Annotated in this window: 16 protein-coding genes; 8 read left to right on the forward strand and 8 right to left on the reverse strand. The window is 66.4% G+C overall.

What is annotated here, in order from left to right:
* Nucleotides 1–8: 8 nt before the first annotated feature.
* Nucleotides 9–1,628 (reverse strand): amidase family protein, encoded by a 1,620-nt coding sequence (locus tag ACX80I_RS04755; protein WP_459343996.1) that lies wholly within the window; start codon nt 1,626–1,628, stop codon nt 9–11.
* Between the two features lie 339 nt (nt 1,629–1,967).
* Here ACX80I_RS04755 and ACX80I_RS04760 point away from each other — a divergent pair, with 339 nt between their 5' ends.
* Nucleotides 1,968–2,423 carry a MarR family winged helix-turn-helix transcriptional regulator gene (locus ACX80I_RS04760; RefSeq protein WP_459343997.1) on the forward strand — a complete coding sequence of 152 codons (456 nt, stop codon included), beginning with the start codon at nt 1,968–1,970 and terminating at the stop codon, nt 2,421–2,423.
* Between the two features lie 171 nt (nt 2,424–2,594).
* Entirely contained in the window at nt 2,595–3,107 is a 513-nt protein-coding gene (locus tag ACX80I_RS04765; RefSeq protein ID WP_459343998.1) for a GAF domain-containing protein, read from the forward strand.
* On the opposite strand, the gene ACX80I_RS04770 is transcribed toward ACX80I_RS04765, so the two are convergent.
* The 5 genes from ACX80I_RS04770 to ACX80I_RS04790 form a co-directional block, all read right to left on the reverse strand.
* The gene (locus ACX80I_RS04770) at nt 3,035–4,354 is read right to left on the reverse strand and encodes an ADP-ribosylglycohydrolase family protein (protein ID WP_459343999.1); all 1,320 of its coding nucleotides are present in this window, start codon (nt 4,352–4,354) and stop codon (nt 3,035–3,037) included. The two genes, ACX80I_RS04765 and ACX80I_RS04770, sit on opposite strands and share 73 nt — an antisense overlap.
* 42 nt (nt 4,355–4,396) lie before the next feature.
* Nucleotides 4,397–5,575, reverse strand: coding sequence for an ROK family protein (locus ACX80I_RS04775; protein WP_459344000.1), 1,179 nt, complete (start codon nt 5,573–5,575; stop codon nt 4,397–4,399).
* Between the two features lie 2 nt (nt 5,576–5,577).
* Nucleotides 5,578–6,504, reverse strand: a complete 927-nt coding sequence (locus ACX80I_RS04780; protein WP_459344001.1) for a carbohydrate ABC transporter permease — start codon at nt 6,502–6,504, stop codon at nt 5,578–5,580.
* Nucleotides 6,501–7,460, reverse strand: coding sequence for a carbohydrate ABC transporter permease (locus ACX80I_RS04785; RefSeq protein WP_459344002.1), 960 nt, complete (start codon nt 7,458–7,460; stop codon nt 6,501–6,503). Before ACX80I_RS04785 ends, ACX80I_RS04780 begins: the two co-directional genes overlap by 4 nt.
* 61 nt (nt 7,461–7,521) lie before the next feature.
* On the reverse strand, nt 7,522–8,925 hold the full coding sequence (locus ACX80I_RS04790; RefSeq protein ID WP_459344003.1) for an ABC transporter substrate-binding protein: 1,404 nt from the start codon (nt 8,923–8,925) through the stop codon (nt 7,522–7,524).
* 330 nt (nt 8,926–9,255) lie between these two features.
* On the opposite strand from ACX80I_RS04790, the gene ACX80I_RS04795 reads away from it, so the two are divergent.
* The 6 genes from ACX80I_RS04795 to ACX80I_RS04820 all read left to right on the forward strand — a co-directional run bounded on the left by ACX80I_RS04795 (nt 9,256) and on the right by ACX80I_RS04820 (nt 15,452).
* A complete protein-coding gene (locus tag ACX80I_RS04795) occupies nt 9,256–10,056 on the forward strand; it encodes a sugar phosphate isomerase/epimerase family protein (protein ID WP_459344004.1) in 801 nt (266 codons plus the stop codon).
* A complete protein-coding gene (locus ACX80I_RS04800; protein WP_459344005.1) occupies nt 10,053–11,339 on the forward strand; it encodes an MGH1-like glycoside hydrolase domain-containing protein in 1,287 nt (428 codons plus the stop codon). Before ACX80I_RS04795 ends, ACX80I_RS04800 begins: the two co-directional genes overlap by 4 nt.
* Complete coding sequence (locus ACX80I_RS04805) at nt 11,336–12,079, forward strand: ThuA domain-containing protein (RefSeq protein WP_459344006.1); 744 nt, start codon at nt 11,336–11,338, stop codon at nt 12,077–12,079. The genes ACX80I_RS04800 and ACX80I_RS04805 overlap by 4 nt, the downstream gene beginning before the upstream one ends.
* A 76-nt stretch (nt 12,080–12,155) precedes the next feature.
* Nucleotides 12,156–13,202, forward strand: a complete 1,047-nt coding sequence (locus tag ACX80I_RS04810; protein ID WP_459344007.1) for a zinc-binding dehydrogenase — start codon at nt 12,156–12,158, stop codon at nt 13,200–13,202.
* A gap of 40 nt (nt 13,203–13,242) precedes the next feature.
* Nucleotides 13,243–14,475, forward strand: coding sequence for a Gfo/Idh/MocA family protein (locus tag ACX80I_RS04815; RefSeq protein ID WP_459344008.1), 1,233 nt, complete (start codon nt 13,243–13,245; stop codon nt 14,473–14,475).
* Nucleotides 14,476–14,513: 38 nt separating this feature from the next.
* Nucleotides 14,514–15,452, forward strand: a complete 939-nt coding sequence (locus tag ACX80I_RS04820) for an aldo/keto reductase (RefSeq protein ID WP_459344326.1) — start codon at nt 14,514–14,516, stop codon at nt 15,450–15,452.
* 287 nt (nt 15,453–15,739) lie between these two features.
* Here ACX80I_RS04820 and ACX80I_RS04825 read toward each other — a convergent pair whose 3' ends face one another.
* Nucleotides 15,740–16,438: a cache domain-containing protein gene (locus ACX80I_RS04825; RefSeq protein ID WP_459344009.1), complete on the reverse strand. Its 699-nt coding sequence runs from the start codon at nt 16,436–16,438 to the stop codon at nt 15,740–15,742.
* Nucleotides 16,435–17,196, reverse strand: coding sequence for a FadR/GntR family transcriptional regulator (locus ACX80I_RS04830; RefSeq protein ID WP_459344010.1), 762 nt, complete (start codon nt 17,194–17,196; stop codon nt 16,435–16,437). The genes ACX80I_RS04825 and ACX80I_RS04830 overlap by 4 nt, the downstream gene beginning before the upstream one ends.
* Between the last annotated feature and the right edge of the window lie 113 nt (nt 17,197–17,309).

Below are 17,309 nucleotides of genomic sequence, written 5' to 3' on the forward strand. Positions count from 1 at the left end.
CTAAGGGCCTACTTGTTGCCCTTGCCTGGTTTCGCCGTCGTGGTTGTGCAGGAGGCGTCCCACTCCGAGGCCGGGACCACTGATGTGCAGCGGAACAGGGACGGGTTGATGTTCTGCGGTGACTGCCAGGCCTTCGTGGCCTGCTCGAAGTCGTAGGCGAAACCAAGAAGGTCCGCTTCACTCCAGGCAGTGCCGAGGAAAACGACGCCCGAGGGCCTCCGATTGGCCTCGGAGTAGCCTGACGGCACGATCACGGAGGGGTAACCCGCCCGCGCACCGACACCGGTCGTTCCCGAGTTGGAAACGATCGCGTCGAGGTCGTTCGCGGTCAACACGGTGTCGATAGCGGCCCGGGTCTCGGTCAGGCCGGTATCACGTGCTGCCTCGTACTGCGCCAGCTGTGCCGGATCGTTGAGATCGACTGCTTCGGAGTCTGTCAGGAGCGTTTGCCCGAACTTCAGCGCCGCCGGTGCGTTGGCGCTGTTGTAGGCGATGATGTCGCTGAGCGTGTCCATCGGCGCGTTCTCTGGCAGGCGCTCCAGATAGGTGTTGAGGTCCCGTTCGAACTCAAGGGTGAGGATGCTCGGCGCCGTGGTGCCGCCGACGGTGACGGGAACCAAGGTTGCACCTTGCACACGCAACGCTTCGAGCGAAGCCGTGTACACCGGGTCGGTGTTGCTCGCGATGTAGCCGAGCCGAGCCCCCTCCAGGGCGCTGTCGCTGAGGGCAGCCGTGAAGTCCACGTTGTCGCTCGGATTGGCCGCGGTTGCGGGATCTTCAGGGTCAACACTGCTCATCGCGCCCAGGAGGACCGCAGCGTCGTACACGGACTTCGTCATGGGGCCCGCGGTGTCCTGTGTGGCGGAGATCGGAATTATCCCGGTCCGGCTTGCGATGCCCACGGTCGGCTTCACGCCCACCAGCGAATTGGCCCGGGCAGGGCTGAGGATGGATCCGGAGGTTTCCGTACCGATGGTGAGTGTCGCAAGCCCTGCGGCCCCCGCCGATCCCGAGCCTGCGCTGGAACCGCTCGGCGTCTGGCTGGCGTCGTAGGGGTTGAGCACCTGACCGCCGAGCGAGCTGTACCCCGCGGGCATTCCGTTGGTCATGAAGTTCGCGAACTCGGTCAGGTTCGTCTTACCGATGATGATCGCACCGGCCTTCTTCAGCTCAGTGATCATCGGAGCGTCGGCAGCAGGAAAAGAGTTTGCAAGGGCCACTGAACCGGCTGTCGTGGGCATGCCGGCGACATCGATGTTGTCCTTCACGAGCACAGGCACACCGTGCAACGGGCCCCGGATCTTGCCTTTCCGGCGCTCGGCGTCCAGCGCTTTCGCATCGGTCAACGCCGAGGGGTTGATGGAGCGCACGGAGTTCAGGTGTGGTCCGTTGACGCTCAATGCATCGATGCGCTCGAGATAGGCCTGTACCAGGGCCTCAGAGGTGAAGCTGCGGGAGGCCAGGCCCGCCTGGACTTCCGCGACGCCGGCAGTGCTGAGGTCCAGCGGAAGTGCTTTGGGTGCAGCGACCGCAGGACCGGCGACGACAGCCGCCGCGAGGAGTCCTGCCGCGAGCCCGGAAGTGACGCGCCCGGCGCGGGGCAGTGACGGTGAAAGGGAAAACAGCATTCCTGGATGTCCTTCTTACGAGGTGATGAAGCCCGCCACCATCGGGTGGGTTGTGAGAGCGCTCCAAGTGATGCTTCATCACAACAGCACCAGGTTTCACAGGAGCACCAATCCGATTTCGTGCCAGTTTCACAGTCCACAGAGGGACAAATTCGCGACCGACAATCCAGCAGACAACGGAGATCATCGCCCGGAGCGAAGGTAAAAGGGCGCCGATCTGAGATGCCCAGAAGAAGGCACCGGCCAGTGGGTGGACTATCCCTAGGGTCGTCCCCTCGGCCCCATCGCGGGAAGCCGCGGACGGCTCGGAGTATCGGGACTTCGTGGTAGGCATGGGTCATGACATCAAGCACAGGCAGGTATCTGACGGAGCCGGATGATCTGCCGACGGTGGATCTTCTGCGACGGAGTTCCATCTACCTGGCGGGTGTCGAGAAAGACCTGGCCGAGAAGGCCGGCATGAATGTCACTGCCGCCCGGGCCCTGGCACTCATCGTCGAGGCCGATGCCGGCGTCGAGGCCTTCAGCCCCAAAGTCCTCGCGGACGTCCTGGACCTTTCCACTGCAAGCATGACTGCTGTGACGGACCGCCTCGAGAACGCCGGGCTGGTCGAACGTCGACCGAATGTCGCGGACCGCCGGAAAATCTGCCTTCACCCCACGCCTACCGGTTCCAACGAGCACAGCCGCATACAGAACGAGCTCGGGGAAACCGTCAACACTTCCCTTACGTCCCTTACCTCCCATGAAATCGACGCTTTTCGCCGAGGGCTGCGAGCGCTCGCCCTCCTCTGAGCTCCTCGTTCTTCGGGGTCCGGTCAAGCAACTGGCCGGCCCTCCTCTGCGTGGAAAGCAGCAGTACAGTGAGCAGTAGACGTTGCGCGTGCGGGCATCCACGGGGGTTCAGCCAACAGCCTCCCACCTGCAAGGGGTGACGCCCCTGCGTCGGACAGCTGAAGGCCCACCGTGAACACCACACCCTCCGATCCGTCGCCGAATTCCTTACCCCCGAATTCCTCACCATCTGATTCCTCACCATCGGGCGAACTCCTGGTGATCTTCGGCCGCAGCAACGGGTACCTCCTCACCGAGCAGACCGCCCACGACGCCGTCAACGGGCTCGCGGAGATCGCCCGGGACATCATCACCGCCGCCGAGGGCGCCGGCGTGAGCATCATCGATCAGGACGGCACCCGCGTGAGCGTCGGAGCGACCGACCCCGACGTCCTCGAGGCCGATAACCTGCAGTACGAGTTCGGCCAGGGACCCTGCATGCGCGCCTGGTCCACCGGGGAGCCCGTCTACATCGCCGACACCCGCATCGATGACCGCCTACCGTTGCGCGACCGACGGCCGCTCCGGACGAGGTGGTCATCCTCCGGGATGCGCCGGTGTTCGTGGCGGTCTCACGCTGCGGCGTGCGCCGTGGCGAGGGTGATGGTACGGCGGGCGAGGTCGGAGATGCGGGAGTTGTCGTAGCCGAAGACCGCTGAGCGGGTCCGGTCCTGAAGAGGTCCGACGAAGTGCTCCGGCAGGGCCGCGGCGCCCAGGACGGTCCCGGCGACCGCACCTGCCGTGGCCCCGTTGGAGTCGGTGTCCCATCCACCCTGCACGGTGAGGCCTACCGTGGCGGTGTAGTCGCCGTCGCCCCAGAGGAGGCCGGCCGTGATGATGGCCGCATTATTGACCGTGTGGACCCAGCTGTAGTGCCCGTAGTGGTGCTGGATGACCCGAAGCGCTTCGTCCCAGGTCGCGCCGCTGCGGTGCAGGTCCCGCACCCGGTGCAGGGCTTCGGCGAGCCTGGAGCGGGCCGGCACGTAGTGCAGTGATCGCTCGAACGCTTCGGTGACGGTCGATGCCGTCGCGGCAGAGGACATCAGCGCTGCCGACCACATCTCCCCGTAGAGGCCGTTAGCACGGTGGGAGAGGCTCGCATCGTTGTAGGCGCTGAGGATCGCCCGCTCCGGACGCCCGGGCTGCGTCCAGCCGTGGGCGTCCCCACGGATCAAGGCACCGATCCACTCGCGGTAAGGGTTGCGGGTGGTCCCGACCGCCCCGATGGGAACGTTGGTGAGGAGGTTGACGTAGGCGGCGCGCTCGGCGGTGAAGACCCGCAGGTAGGGCACATAGGCCAGCCACGTCGCGGCGACGTCGGCCGCCGTCAGCTGCATCCCGTGGCGTTCGAGCATGTGCAGGGCGAGGATGGTGTAGTCGATGTCGTCGTCCCGGTCCGATCCTGCGACCCGCCCGCGCGTGGTGTTCACCCAGTTCTCCTCCAGGCGGTAGCCCTCGGGCATCGGGTCCATCGCCGGGACGTAGTTCCGCAGGGGGTAGGAGCCGGTCAGCTCGAGGTAGGAGCGGATCCGGTCGCTGGTCCAGTAGTCCCCGCTCTCGATCGGCTTGCCGAGGTTGCAGCCGGCGATGCGTCCGAGCCATCCCCCCAGGATGCGGTCGTGCAATCCGGGGCCAGGGGCGGGCGTGCCGGCCGGACGCGGCGGGGCCGGCATGCTGTCGAGGATGTCGGGCAGCGCGTCGGGTTCCTCGTACTCCCATGGGCCGGTCCGTGGAAGGTCCGCCAGCTCGGCGAGGAGGTTCTCCAGACCCTGCCGGTCGTGCCTCTCGGTATCGGCCAGGCGCCGGGACAACTGGGTGACGTCATGGCCGGTCTCGCCGAGTTGCCGCAGTTCGTCCGAGACGAGGTCGTGAACGTCGAGCGGGTCATGCATGGAAGGACCTTTCATCGCGCTGTGGCGGGGCGGGAACCGGTATCAGGTGACCGAGGCGAGGCGGGCGTCGACAGCGGCGGGTGAGAAAGTCTGACCGATGACGAGGTGTCGGGCGCCCTGCAGCCCCGCGTCGGAGCCCAGCGAACTGGTGACGATACTGAGCTCGCGGGTAGCGAGGGGAACGGTGCGGCCGAAGATGGATTCCTTGACGGCGGCGACGAACTGGGGACTGGTGGCCGGAATGATGCCGCCCAGGACGAGGACCGCGGGGTTCAGCAAGGCTACGGAGGTGGCAAGGACTTCGCCCAGCAGGTGTCCGGCATCTTCAGCCAGGTCCGTCGCTCGAGTGTCGCCCGACTGCAGCAGGCGCGCCACATCCTGGGTGCTCTCGACCGGGGCCCCCGTCTCACTCAGCTTCCGCGCCAACGCGCCTCCGCTGGCCTCCGTGGCCAAACACCCGGTAGCTCCACAGGAGCAGGGCGCACCGCGTCCTTCCCGGACGATGCGGATGTGGCCTATGTCGCCGGCACCTCCGGCCTGTCCGCGTTCCGGCTCGCCGTGCAGGATGATTCCCGCACCGATCCCCGTGCCGACCTTGACGAACAACAGGCTCGGCAGGTCGCTGTACCGGGCACGGGCTTCGCCCAGCGCCATCAGGTTCGCATCGTTGTCGGCGAACACCGGCAGGTCCAATGCCTCGTTGAGGCGCTCCGAGAAGGGGAAGTCATGCCAGCCCGGCATCAGCGGCGGCGTGTTGGGACGCTGGGTGTCGAAGCGCACAGGGCCGGGGATCCCCACACCGACGCCGGCGATGTGGGTGCGGTCCCGTCCGGAACGGGCCACCAGTTCGTTGATGCGCCGGGTGAGGTAGCGGACCGTGTCGTCGGGGTCGGTGGTCAACGTCGAATCATTCGCTGCCTGCACCAGGATCTGCCCGCCGCCGTCCAGCAGGGCGATGTTGACCCTGCTCACTCCGAGGTCGACGGCGACGACGAGCTGGCGTTCCTCGTCGAAGGACAGGATCTTTGCCGGCCGGCCGGTGGAGCCGGCCACCTGCCCGGTCTCCTTCAGATATCCCGCGGCGGTCAGCACCGAGGTGCGTAGCGACAGAGTGGAGCGGGACAGGCCGGTGATGTCCTGCAGCTGGCGGCGGGTGCGGACCTGTCCGGAACGCACGAGTTCCAAGATCGCCCCGGGGGTCGCGGGAACGGGCAGTGGCACTGTCAGCCTTTCTCGGCGCCTGCGGTGAGCCCACCGGTCAGTAGCCGTTCGGTGGAGAAGAACAGCAACAGGATGGGCAGGGTGAGCACCACGGAACCGGCCATGAGAACGGTGGTCGGAACTTCTACACTTCCAGAAAGCTGGGACAGGCCCAAAGAGACGGTCCAGCTTTCGCGGCGTTCCACGAGGAACAGGAGGGCGAAGAGGAATTCGTTCCAGGCGATCATGAAGACGAACAGGCCTGTGGCCATGACGGAAGGCATGGCCAGGCGAAGGCTGATCCGCAGCAGCACGCCGATGCGATTGAGTCCGTCCATCAGGCCGGACTCCTCGATGGACACGGGCACGGTCTCCAGGTAGTTCCGGAGCATGTAGATGGCGACCGGCACGGTCTGCGCGATGTACACCAGGACCAGTCCGACGAGGGACCCGCGCAGCCCGATCCGGGTGAACAGGACGAACAGGGGGATGGCCATGACGATGGCGGGGAAGAGATAGGCCGCCAGAAAGACCGCGCTGACCTGCCGCCGGCCCACGAAGGGAAGGCGGGCGATGGCATACGCCCCGGGAATGGCGATGAGGAGGGAGAGCAGGACGGTCGCGATGGCGACCATCGCGCTGTTGGCGAGCAGCGTACCGAAGCCCTGCCCGCCGCTCGCCGTCGGCGCGAGGACCTGGACGTAGGTGTCGAGGGTGAACTCGGAGGACGGGACGACCAGCGAGGCCGGGTTCCGCAGGAGGGACTCGATGGGTTTCACCGACAGCAGCGCCATGTAGTAGAAGGGCAGCAGCGTCACCAGCAGGAAGAACGCGATGACGATCCAGCGGACGATGGACCAGCCCCGGAACCGGTTCCGGTAGCGGCGGCGCGGCGTGCTGCCGGCAGCGGGACGCAGGGGCTTGGAAGCACTGGCAAGATCGGTGGTCATAGCTTTTCTCCCCTGCGGCGGAGCAGGAACATGTAGATGGCGAGCAGGAGGATCAGCACCAGCGACAGCACGACGGACTGCGCCGACGCGGCACCGACGTTGCGCTGCACGGTGAGGAATTCGTAGACCCGCACGCTGGCGACGCCGGTGCCGGCGGCTCCACCGGTCAGCAGGAAGATGTCATCGAATTCGTTGAAGGTCCAGATGGTGCGCAGGACGCTGAGGACGACGAGGACGGGCATCAGCTGGGGCAGCAGGATGTACCGGAAGGACTGGAACGTGCTGGCACCGTCGACCATGGCGGCTTCTTCCGGCTCCGACGACATCGCCTCCACCCGCGCCATGAGGAACAGGAAGGCAAACGGGAAGTACCTCCAGCCTTCGAAGACGATGGCGGTCAGCAGCGCCGTGGGGACCGGGATCTGAAGGCCGGCGAGGTCCCAGGTGCCCTGGGCCTGCGACAGGAAAGCGATGGGCTCGTTCCAGCCGAGGTACTTCTGCCCGACCTCGTTGACGAACCCGAACTGGGGATTCAGCATGGTCCGCCAGACGAAGGTCACGGCCACGACCGGCGCGACGTATGGCAGCAGGAGGGCAGCCCGCACGAACGTCCTTCCGCGGAAGGGCTTGCGCAGAGCCATGGCGGCGATCAACCCCAGCGAGATGGACAGGATCACGGAACCGATGGTGTAGAACATCGTGATGCCCAGGCTCGTCCACAGTTCCCCGGAAGCGAAGACCCGTTCGAAGTTGTCCAGACTGAGGGGCTGGAACAGGCCGGCGCTGCCGACGTTGATCAACTTCAGTTGCTGGAAGGCGATGAGGATGGACCACAGCAGCGGTATCACCACCACCGCCAGGACGATGATGAGGGTAGGTGACATCAGGAACAGGCCGGTGCGCGCGTCGCGCTGGCTCAGGGTCCGCCGCCTGATGCGGGAGGTAGCAGTGGTCATGGGAACTCCTAGGTGCGGTTCGGGAACCCTGGCTGCGGGTCCCCGAACCGCCGGTTCTGGGTTATTGGCCGATGTCGCTCTTGACGCCTTCGGCGTCCTGCTGGGCCTGTTCCACCGCGTCGTCGACGCTCGTGCCGGAATTGATCATTCCCGCCAGCGCCTGCGGAGCGATGAACTGGCCGCCGACCGCCGCCGCGAGGGCACCCTGGCCTTGCGGAATACCCCAGCGCGCGAACTGGCTGGGGCTGTCACTGATCTCCTTCAGCGTCTCCGCGGGGTAGACCGCGGACAGCACTTCCTTCTTGTCGACTCCGGCGGGAAGGGACTGCCAGGCATCGGCGTATTCGGAGGCGTTGTCCTGGGTGCCGAGGCGGGTGGGAACCTTGCCCTCCGGTGCCACGGCGAGCCAGTCCTGGTAGCCGTCGCTCATCATGAACTCGACGAGGTCCTTGGCCTTCGGGGAGGCGTCCTGCAGGACGTTCCAGGAGACGATCTCACCGAAACCGGTTGCATCGGATCCCTGCGGGCCACTGATCGCGCTGACGATGCCGGTGTTCTTGGCGAGGAAGCCCGGGTCACCGGCACATTCGGGGCAGGTGGGCAGGGCGTCGTTGCGCAGTCCCGCCAGTTCATCGAGGAGGAACGAGGACCACACGGTCATGGCCGCATCGCCGGCGAAGTAGCCGGCACGGGTCGTGTCGGCATCCTGGTTCCCGGGTACCGAGTAGTTCTTGAGCAGGTTGGCGTAGAAGTCGAACGCTTCCTTGCACTGGTCCGAGTCCAGGGTGACATCACCCTGGTCGTTGACGAGTTCGCATCCGTTGGCGAGGGCGAACTGCTCGAAGGTCTGCTGCGTGAACGAGTCGGCGGGAGCTGTGGCCGCTACGATGCCGGCCATTCCGTCCTTGTTCAGTTCCTTGGCGGCCGTTTCGATCGCCTCATAGCTGGTGGGAGCGTCCAGCCCGGCCTTGTCGAACAGGTCCTTGCGGTAGAAGAGGAGCTGGGCGAACCCATCGCTGGGCACGGACAGCTGTGTGTCTCCATCCGACGTCAGTTCCAGGGCCCGCGGCGAGAAGGTGTCCTCCCCCAGGTCCTGCACGATGGCCTCGGCGGCCTCGGTGTCCAACAGGTCGTCGGTGTACAGCTGGTTCACCCCGTTGAGCGACAGGGCTCCGATGACGTCCGGAAGCTCCCCGGCGGCCGCGGACGAGGACAGGACCGTGCTCAACTGGTCCTCGCCGATCGTGACGAGCTCGACCTGCGTGCCGGAAGACTCGGCGAACTTGTCGAGGATGGCCTGCTGCGTCGCAACCCGGTCCGCCTGGTCTTCGGTCGTCCACACCGTGAGGGAGTTCTGGTCTGCGGACGTATCCGTGTTCTCGTCGCCGCCGCCGCCACTGCTGCAGGCGGTCAGGGCGAGCACGGCGGCTGAGAGGATCACAGCGACGGTGCGTTGTTTGCGCATGGTTTCTCTTTCGGTCTTGAGCTGGCTTGGAAGGAAGCCGCCCCACTACGGTGATGTGCCCGTCCGGGTCGTCATTGACTGCGTTCGGTGACCTCGGAGCACTGGACCCATTCAACACCGGGTTATGTCCGGTAACAAGCCATAACCGAAAAAAACTTCCATACGAGGGGTTTACACACCGCGGCGAGTTATGTCCGATTTTTGCACTAATGGTTGCAGGCGTGATTCAGTGCTGCGTAAGGTTGCTGCTATCGGATTTCACCCGGAGTAGCAGACGCAGCCAACCCGAGGGGCCGACGACCAACGGCCGACAAACAACGTGGGGACCTCATGAACAACCAGATCTGTGTCCAGGAGCAGCACCTTCCCGGGACGAACATGGCCGAGAAGTGGGAGGCCGCCCAGTCATGGGGATTCGACGGCATCGAACTCCGGGGCGCCGGTAATGGCGCCTTTCTGGCCCGACTGCCCGAACTGAAGGCGGCTGCCGCCGCCGGAGTCGTGATGCCGACGGTGTGCGTGGACATGCTGCACTTCATCGGGGACTTCGATCCGGACAAGCGTGCTGACGCGAGGGTACAGATGCGCGCCCAGTTGCAGGTCATGGCCGAGCTCGGCGGACGCGGGGCCATGACACCTGCCTCCTACGGCATGTTCTCCCGCCGGCTCCCTCCCTTCACTCCCCCGCGGAGCGAAACCGAGGACCGCGCGGTGCTGGAGGACGCCCTCGGCGAGCTCGGCGATTACGCCGCAAGCCTCGGCGTGTGCCTCTACCTGGAGCCGCTGAACCGGTACGAGGACCACATGGTCAACCGGCTGGCCGACGCCGTCTCCCTCATCGAGGCAATCGGACTTGAGAGCGTGCGCATCGGCGCCGACACGTACCACATGAATATCGAGGAAGCGGACCCTGCAGCGGCGCTGCTGCAGGCCGGACCCTACATCGGCCATGTCCAGCTCAGTGACTCCAACCGACTGGAACCCGGCGCGGGACATGTGGACTGGGCCCTGCTCGGTGCCACGCTCAGGGCCATCGGGTACACCGGGCCATTGGCCGTGGAGAGCCGCCTGTCGGACGCCGCCGGCATAGCCCTCCCGGCCGTACCGGTCTTCATGAAGCGGTACCTGTGAACGCCGGCCTGGTTGCCGCGGCGACCCGCGTCCTGGAGGAGAACTGGCACGGGACGTACACCGTCCCGGCCAATGGGCTCTATCCCCACCAGTGGAGCTGGGACTCCGCCTTCATCGCCATCGGCCTTCGCCACCTCTCGCCCCGACGCGCCCAGCTGGAACTCGACTCGCTGTTCGGCGCGCAGTGGCAGGACGGCCGGCTTCCGCAGATCGTGTACAACGCCCGGCGGGATGACGAATATTCGCCGGGGGCGTCCTTCTGGCGATCGGAACGCATCACGGGCTCCCCCGCGGTGCCCACCACCGGTCTGATCCAGCCGGCCAACCATGCCCTGGCCGCGCTCCTGGTCCACCAGGCAGACCCGGAGGAATCCCGCCGACGAGACTTCCTGCCGCGGGCCTATCACCACCTCGTCCGATGGCACGAATACCTCAGCCGGCGGCGCACCTCCCAGACCGGGTTGATGTTCGTCGTCCACCCATGGGAAAGCGGCATGGACAACTCGCCGTACTGGGATCAGCCCCTGGCGAACCTTCCCGACACCTCCGCCGGGCCTGTTCCCCGCCCTGACCTGCTGCACGCCGCGGCGGCGGAGCGCCCGAGCAATGGGGAATACGGAAAATACCTGTACCTTGCAGCCACCTACCGGGACCAGGACTGCAGCGACCTGCCGGAATCGGCCCCCTTCAGGGTGGAGGATCCGGCGGTGAATGCGCTGTTGGCCCGCTCGGAGCTGGCGCTGGCCGAGATGGCTGCGGAGCTCGGGCTCCCCTCCGCCCCCCACTCCGAGCGTGCCCGCGAAATCACCGCAGCCATGGAAACGCTGTGGGTTCCCGAACTGGGCTGCTATGCGGCCCGGGATCTGAACACCGGCGATCTGCAGCCGTACCGCACCGTGTCCGGCATCATCCCCCTGCTGCTGCCCGGCATCGCGCACGCACCGGAACTGTTGGAAACCCTCACCGGCCCCCACTTCGGGCTGGGTGGGTCCATCCTGGTGCCCAGCCACGACCTGCTGGCGCCCACCTTCGACACCTCCCGTTACTGGCGGGGCCCATCCTGGTTCAACACCGCATGGCTCATCGCCACTGCACTGAGGGAGCGGGGCCACCGGGCCCAGGCCGCAGCCCTGGCCGCTTCCGTACAGGCCCATGCGCTCACCAGCGGGTTCGCGGAGTACCTGGATCCCCGTACGGGGGCGTCCCGGGGAACCCGCCGGTTCAGCTGGACGGCCGCACTGTCCCTCGACCTGCACCACGCCCACCGGAATCAGGAACCATGAACCCTCCTCCCCTGCGCCTGACCATCTGGAACGAGAACGTCCACGAGGTGACCGAGCCAGCCATCGCCGAGATCTACCCACACGGGATCCACGGAGCCATCGCCGAGGGCCTGGCCGCACTGCTGCCCGAGGCCGTGATCGGAACGGCGACACTTGCCGAACCCGGCCACGGTCTCAGCGATGGCGTCCTCGATGCGACGGACGTCCTCCTGTGGTGGGGACACATCGCCCATGATCAGGTCAGCGACGAGGTCGTGGCACGCGTCAAGCGGCACGTCCACGCGGGAATGGGCCTGATCGTGCTGCACTCGGGCCACTTCTCCCGGGTCTTCATCGAACTGATGGGTACCACCTGCTCCCTTTCCTGGCGGGACGACGGCGACCGGGAAGTCCTGTGGACCACCGCTCCCGGCCACCCCATCACCCGGGGCATCGACAGCCCGCTGGTCCTGCCGGCACACGAAACCTACGGGGAGTTCTTCGACATACCCACGCCGGAGGAAACGATCTTCATCAGCGCCTTCGAGGGTGGCGAGGCCTTCCGTTCCGGCGTGACCTTCACCCGAGGCCGCGGCCGCATCTTCTACTTCAGCCCCGGAGACCAGAAGTACCCGATCTACTACCAGCCGCAGATCCGCCAGGTCATCGCCAACGCTGCGACGTGGTGCCGGCCCCACGAGGGCCGCCGGCTGCCTGCCGCCGAGCACATCCCCAACGCCCGACGCTTCAGTCGGATCTGACCCGGTGGGGCGTCGCTGCGCGACCGCGATGCCTGAACCACTGCAGAACAATACCTCCAGGAAAAGGAACAACCGCATGCCATCCATGGTCAGCTTCACCGGCCCCCGCACTGCCGAGCTCATCGACGAGGACCGGTTGCCCGTCGGACCCGACGAAGTCCGTATCCGCACGTTGTACTCGGGCATATCCGCCGGCACGGAGATGACCGCGTACCGCGGCAGCAACCCTTACCTGAACAAGAAGTGGGACACCGACCGGCGGCTCTTCGTCGAAGGGTCGACCAGTGTCGACTACCCCCTCAACGGCTGGGGCTACGAAGAAGTGGGGGAAGTGACCGAGGTCGGCGGAGATGCTTCGGGAGTGGCAGTCGGTGACCGGATCTGGGGAGTCTGGGGCCATCGGTCCGAGACCGTGCAGAAGGCGGACTTCGCCGCCCAGCGCATCCTGCCGCCCGAAGCCGACCCCCGCATCGGCATCTTCTCCCAGATCGGCGCGATTGCCCTCAACGTGATCCTCGACGCCGACATCCACGTCGGCGAGACGGTTGCGGTCTTCGGACTGGGCATTCCCGGGCAGATCGCTGCCCAGCTGGCACGGCTCAACGGAGCCCGTGTGATCGCCGTGGACGGCATCTCCGCGCGGCGTGACCTCGCCACGCGTCTGGGGGCCCACCACGTCCTGGACCCGCGCGATGGTTCGGCAGCTGAGACGATCCGCGAGATGACTGGCGGCCGCGGAGCCGACGTCGCTCTGGAGATCACCGGAAACTACCGGGCCCTGCATGAAGCGATCCGGGCCGTGGCCTACAGTTCCCGGGTGTGCGCGGCCGGCTTCATGCAGGGAGAAGGCAGCGGCCTGTTCCTCGGCGAGGAATTCCACCACAACCGGGTCCAGGTCGTGTCCTCCCAGATCTCCGGCGTCGCTCCAGCCCTGCAGCACCGGTGGGACCGCTACCGCCTCACGAAGACCGCCATGGACCTCGCCGTCGCCGGGCAACTCCACCTCACAGACCTGATCACCCACACCCTCCCGGCCGCCCAGGTGTCGGAAGCGTTCACGATGCTCGACACGGCACCTCAGGACGCACTGCAGGTCGTCCTCGACTTCGGGGACGACGCATGAGCTTCAAACTGGCCGCACAGGAACGGTTGCAGGAACAGCCATGACCTCGACCCGCACGTCCGAAAAACCTCTGGGTGTCGCCGCGATCGGCTACGCCTTCATGGGCAAAGCTCATTCACATGCCTGGCGCAATGTCACCTCGTACTTCGACGTTCCCGCGGTGGAACAGAAGGTGCTCGTCGGCCGTGACGCGGACCAGGTCGCCCGTGCGGCCGCCCGGTACGGCTGGGCCGAGTCGGCGACGGACTGGCGCTCCGTGCTCGAGCGCGAGGACATCGATATTGTCGACATCTGCGCCCCGGGCTGGCTGCACGCCGAAATAGCCGTCGCCGCCCTGGCCGCCGGCAAACACGTGCTCGTGGAAAAACCGCTCGCCAACACCATGGCGGAATCCGAGGCCATGGTCTCCGCCGCGCAGGCCGCCCGTGCCCGCGGGGTGCAGTCCATGGTCGGGTTCAACTACCGCCGAGTCCCTGCCCTGGCCACGGCGCGGGAAATGATCGCAGAGGGCAAACTGGGCTCCGTCCGGCAGGTCCGAGCGAGCTACCTGCAGGACTGGCTGGCCAACGAGCAATCCCCCATGAGCTGGCGGCTGCGGCGGGAGACCGCCGGCTCCGGGGCCCTCGGAGACATCGCCTCACACGCCATCGATCAGATCCAGCACCTGCTCGGGGACACCGTAACCGAAGTCACCGGCACCCTGCACACATTCATTCCATCCCGTCCCGGTCCGGAGGGACCCGAACGGGTCACCGTCGATGACGCGGCCTGGGCCACCCTCAGCCTTGCAGGTGGAGCAGTGGCCTCCGTGGAGGTCTCGAGGGTCGCCCTGGGCATGAAGAACAGCCTCACCCTGGAGATCTTCGGCACCGCCGGGTCCCTGGCCTTCGATCTGGAGAACATCAACGAGCTGCGCTATTTCGACGGCGCGGCCCCGGTCCGCCAGCAGGGCTACTCCCGCATCCTGGTCACCGAACCTGTTCACCCCTACTTGGACGCCTGGTGGCCCCCGGGACACGTAATCGGCTGGGAACACACTTTCATCCACCAGATCGCCGATTTCCTCACCGCGATCAGCACCGGCGCCGCGCCCTCGCCCTCCTTCGAAGAAGGCCTCCAGGTCCAACGTGTCCTCGCCGCTGTCCAGGCATCCGCCGCGGCCAGGAGCACCCGCGTCGATGTTCCCGCTCCTGACGGGCCCGCCCCGGTCCAGCCGGACTTCCGGGACCACCGCATATCGGAAGAACACTCGACCGACGAGGGACACCCGTGAGAACCACCGACCTCGGTGATGGCCTGAAGGTTCCGATCATGGGACTGGGAGCCATGGGGATGAGCTCGGGTTATGGGCCCGCGGACGAGAAGGAATCCATGGTGACGCTGCGGAGCGCAGTGGATTCCGGGATCACTTTCATCGACACCGCCGAGTCCTACGGGCCGTTCAAGAATGAGAAGCTGATTGCCCGCGCGCTGGGAGATCGGCGCGCAGAAGTCACCCTGGCTACCAAGGTGTCAGCGGAAATGGACGACGACGGGACCAGCTACGGGCGTAATGGGACACCGGAGTACATCCGCCGTGCCGCTGACCGGTCACTGCGTCACCTCGGCACCGATGTCATCGATCTCTACTACCTGCACCGCGTGGACCCGAAGGTTCCCATCGAGGAATCCGTCGGAGCGATGGCTGAGCTTGTCGACGCCGGCAAGGTCCGGCATATTGGGCTGTGCGAGGCTTCGGCAACGACAATTCGGCGGGCGCACGCCATCCACCCCCTTGCCGCCGTGCAGTCCGAGTTCTCGTTGTTCACCCAGGATGTGCTCCGTAACGGTGAAAAGGCCGTTCTGGACGAGCTCGGTATCGGGTTCGTCGCCTTTTCCCCGCTGGGCCGAGGAGTCCTCACCGACAGGGTGTGGGATCTGGCGGCGCTTGCTGCGGATGATTTCCGTCGAGGGCTGCCCCGGTTCCAGCCCTCGGCTTTCGCCGCCAACCGCCGCATGATCAGGCGCGTCGAGGTCATCGCCGCGGAAAAGGAAGCCAGCGTCGCCCAGGTGGCCCTGGCGTGGATCATCCACCAGGGCGTCGTTCCCATTCCCGGCACGCGTCGTCGGTCACGCCTGAGCGAGAACGCCGGGGCAGCGTTCGTGGACCTGACAGACGACGATTGCCTGCGGCTCGCAGAGGCCTTTCCCCCCGACGAGATCGTGGGACGAAGAGACCACACGAACGTCGCGCCGGGCACTGATCGCTGACCGTGCACGTCGGCGGCCCCGGGTCGGCGTGAGGCCATCCGGCGGGTACGACGAACAGGAGGCCTTGGTAGGACCGGGGCCTCCTGTTCGCATCGGCAGCGGTCAGCCGCGGCCGCCGAGGATCCCCAGGTCTACTGCCTTGGCAGCGCCCTTCGCCGCAGTGCGGCCTTGGTGGTTGTGGTCCGTGTGGGTGGACTACTTCCACTGTGGGGCGGCGAGGCGTGCGCTGTCGCGAAGCTGTTCCGAGACTGGACCTCCGGCGCGGGGCCGGAGGAGCGCCAGGGCGGCTAGCGGCCGGTCAGCAGTGAGAAGCCGAGATGCGGCACGTCGATCGGGATCAGCTCCTTGTCGCCCGGGACGGTGCGAATCCGCTCCCCCACCAGGTACGCCCCGGAATTGCCGACGACCACGCGGCCGCTCCCGTTGAGCAGTGCGGCGTCGCCGGGAATGGCCCGGAGGACGGGCATGAAGATCTCTTCGAGCTTCCGGATCCGTATGTCGCAGCCGGCCACTCCCGCGAACTTCCCGTCGAGCTGGATGGGCGCCGAGTGCGTGAGGATGTACTCGTCGAACCCCAGGTAATCGACATACGGACCCCACGCCGTCTGCTCGCCCGTGCGGCTCGCCGAGGCGAAGAAGGGCATGTTCTGGTAGTCGTAGAACCGTTCCCCTCCCGGTGTCAGGTCGAATTCCAGCTTCTCGACGCTGTGCTCGCGCTTGATCCACCACTCGAGGCCGCCCTCACTGCTCCGGATGGCTTCCGTGGCGAAGATGACGCCCGCTCCGACGACGAAACCGTGCGTCTCGAGGAACTCCCTGGCCAGGCCCTCGAGCTTCCCGATGTCCCCGGGGGTGATGCTCAGGGGACGGGGGCGGTCCGCCCACAGCATCGACATCCGCGCCGCAAGGGCGTGGACATCGGCGCCGAGTGCGTTCATCCAGGCAGCGATCTCGGTTGCGGCCTGGGCAGCAAGGGCATTCGTCATTGCTGCTCCTGCTCGTCCGCGGGATACCCGAGGGACAGTTTGGTATCCACCAGATGATGGACGTCGTGGCGGATGTGCTCCAGCACCAGTCGCTGGGCGTCCTCGGCTGCATCGTCAGCGATGGCGCGCGCCAGTGCGAGATGTTCGGCCGCCACCCGTTCCGGATCGCGGGTCACGGGCAGGGGCGCCCAGAGCGCCTGGACGATCTCCGCCTGCAGTCGTATCTCCGCATTCGTCAGTCTCGGGGACTGCGCCAGGACCGCCAGCTCGATGTGGAATCGGCTGTCGGCACGGGCGCGCGCTTCTGGCTTGTCGGACATGACGAGGCCCCGGGCCAGCTCGAGGAGCCTGCCGACCTCGTGGGGTTCCGCACGTTCGCAGGCGAGCCTCACCGTGGCGGCAGCGATCGCGGCATGCTCGTCGCCGACGTCACGGATCTCGGCGATGGAGGTGTCCCGAAACCACTTCTTCATCACGTCGGCCGAGGTGAAGGGTTGCTTGAGGATGAACGTCCCTCCGCTGCGTCCCCGCCGTGTGGCGACGATGCCCTGGTCCCGGAGCTCGGACAGGGCTTCCCGGAGGGTGGACGGTGCGACGCCGAACATCTCCGACAGGGCCGTCTCCGAGGGAAGCCGCTCACCGACCTTCAGCAGGCCCAGCGAGATCGCCTTGGAGATCCTGTTCACGATGGCCTCGGAGCGCTCGGTCTCCGGCAGCGATCGGTAGACATGCGCTTGAAAAGCGGTGGTGGGTGCCAAGAACAGACTCCATGCGTGGAAGGACAGCACTAACTGTAGCCGGGGCATCGACGATCGCTCCCTCTTCCCCTGAAGCGTACCGGACGATGCGCGAAATCCGACGGAAACATAGG

The organism is Arthrobacter rhamnosi (assembly GCF_054510855.1).

What these genes read in the sequence shown, in the direction of transcription:
- ACX80I_RS04755 (WP_459343996.1), bottom strand. Translation starts at nt 1,628, where the DNA reads ATGCTGTTTTCCCTTTCACCGTCACTGCCCCGCGCCGGGCGCGTCACT.
- ACX80I_RS04760 (WP_459343997.1), top strand. Translation starts at nt 1,968, where the DNA reads ATGACATCAAGCACAGGCAGGTATCTGACGGAGCCGGATGATCTGCCG.
- ACX80I_RS04770 (WP_459343999.1), bottom strand. Translation starts at nt 4,354, where the DNA reads ATGCATGACCCGCTCGACGTTCACGACCTCGTCTCGGACGAACTGCGG.
- ACX80I_RS04780 (WP_459344001.1), bottom strand. Translation starts at nt 6,504, where the DNA reads ATGACCACCGATCTTGCCAGTGCTTCCAAGCCCCTGCGTCCCGCTGCC.
- ACX80I_RS04785 (WP_459344002.1), bottom strand. Translation starts at nt 7,460, where the DNA reads ATGACCACTGCTACCTCCCGCATCAGGCGGCGGACCCTGAGCCAGCGC.
- ACX80I_RS04790 (WP_459344003.1), bottom strand. Translation starts at nt 8,925, where the DNA reads ATGCGCAAACAACGCACCGTCGCTGTGATCCTCTCAGCCGCCGTGCTC.
- ACX80I_RS04795 (WP_459344004.1), top strand. Translation starts at nt 9,256, where the DNA reads ATGAACAACCAGATCTGTGTCCAGGAGCAGCACCTTCCCGGGACGAAC.
- ACX80I_RS04805 (WP_459344006.1), top strand. Translation starts at nt 11,336, where the DNA reads ATGAACCCTCCTCCCCTGCGCCTGACCATCTGGAACGAGAACGTCCAC.
- ACX80I_RS04810 (WP_459344007.1), top strand. Translation starts at nt 12,156, where the DNA reads ATGCCATCCATGGTCAGCTTCACCGGCCCCCGCACTGCCGAGCTCATC.
- ACX80I_RS04815 (WP_459344008.1), top strand. Translation starts at nt 13,243, where the DNA reads ATGACCTCGACCCGCACGTCCGAAAAACCTCTGGGTGTCGCCGCGATC.
- ACX80I_RS04820 (WP_459344326.1), top strand. Translation starts at nt 14,514, where the DNA reads ATGGGACTGGGAGCCATGGGGATGAGCTCGGGTTATGGGCCCGCGGAC.
- ACX80I_RS04825 (WP_459344009.1), bottom strand. Translation starts at nt 16,438, where the DNA reads ATGACGAATGCCCTTGCTGCCCAGGCCGCAACCGAGATCGCTGCCTGG.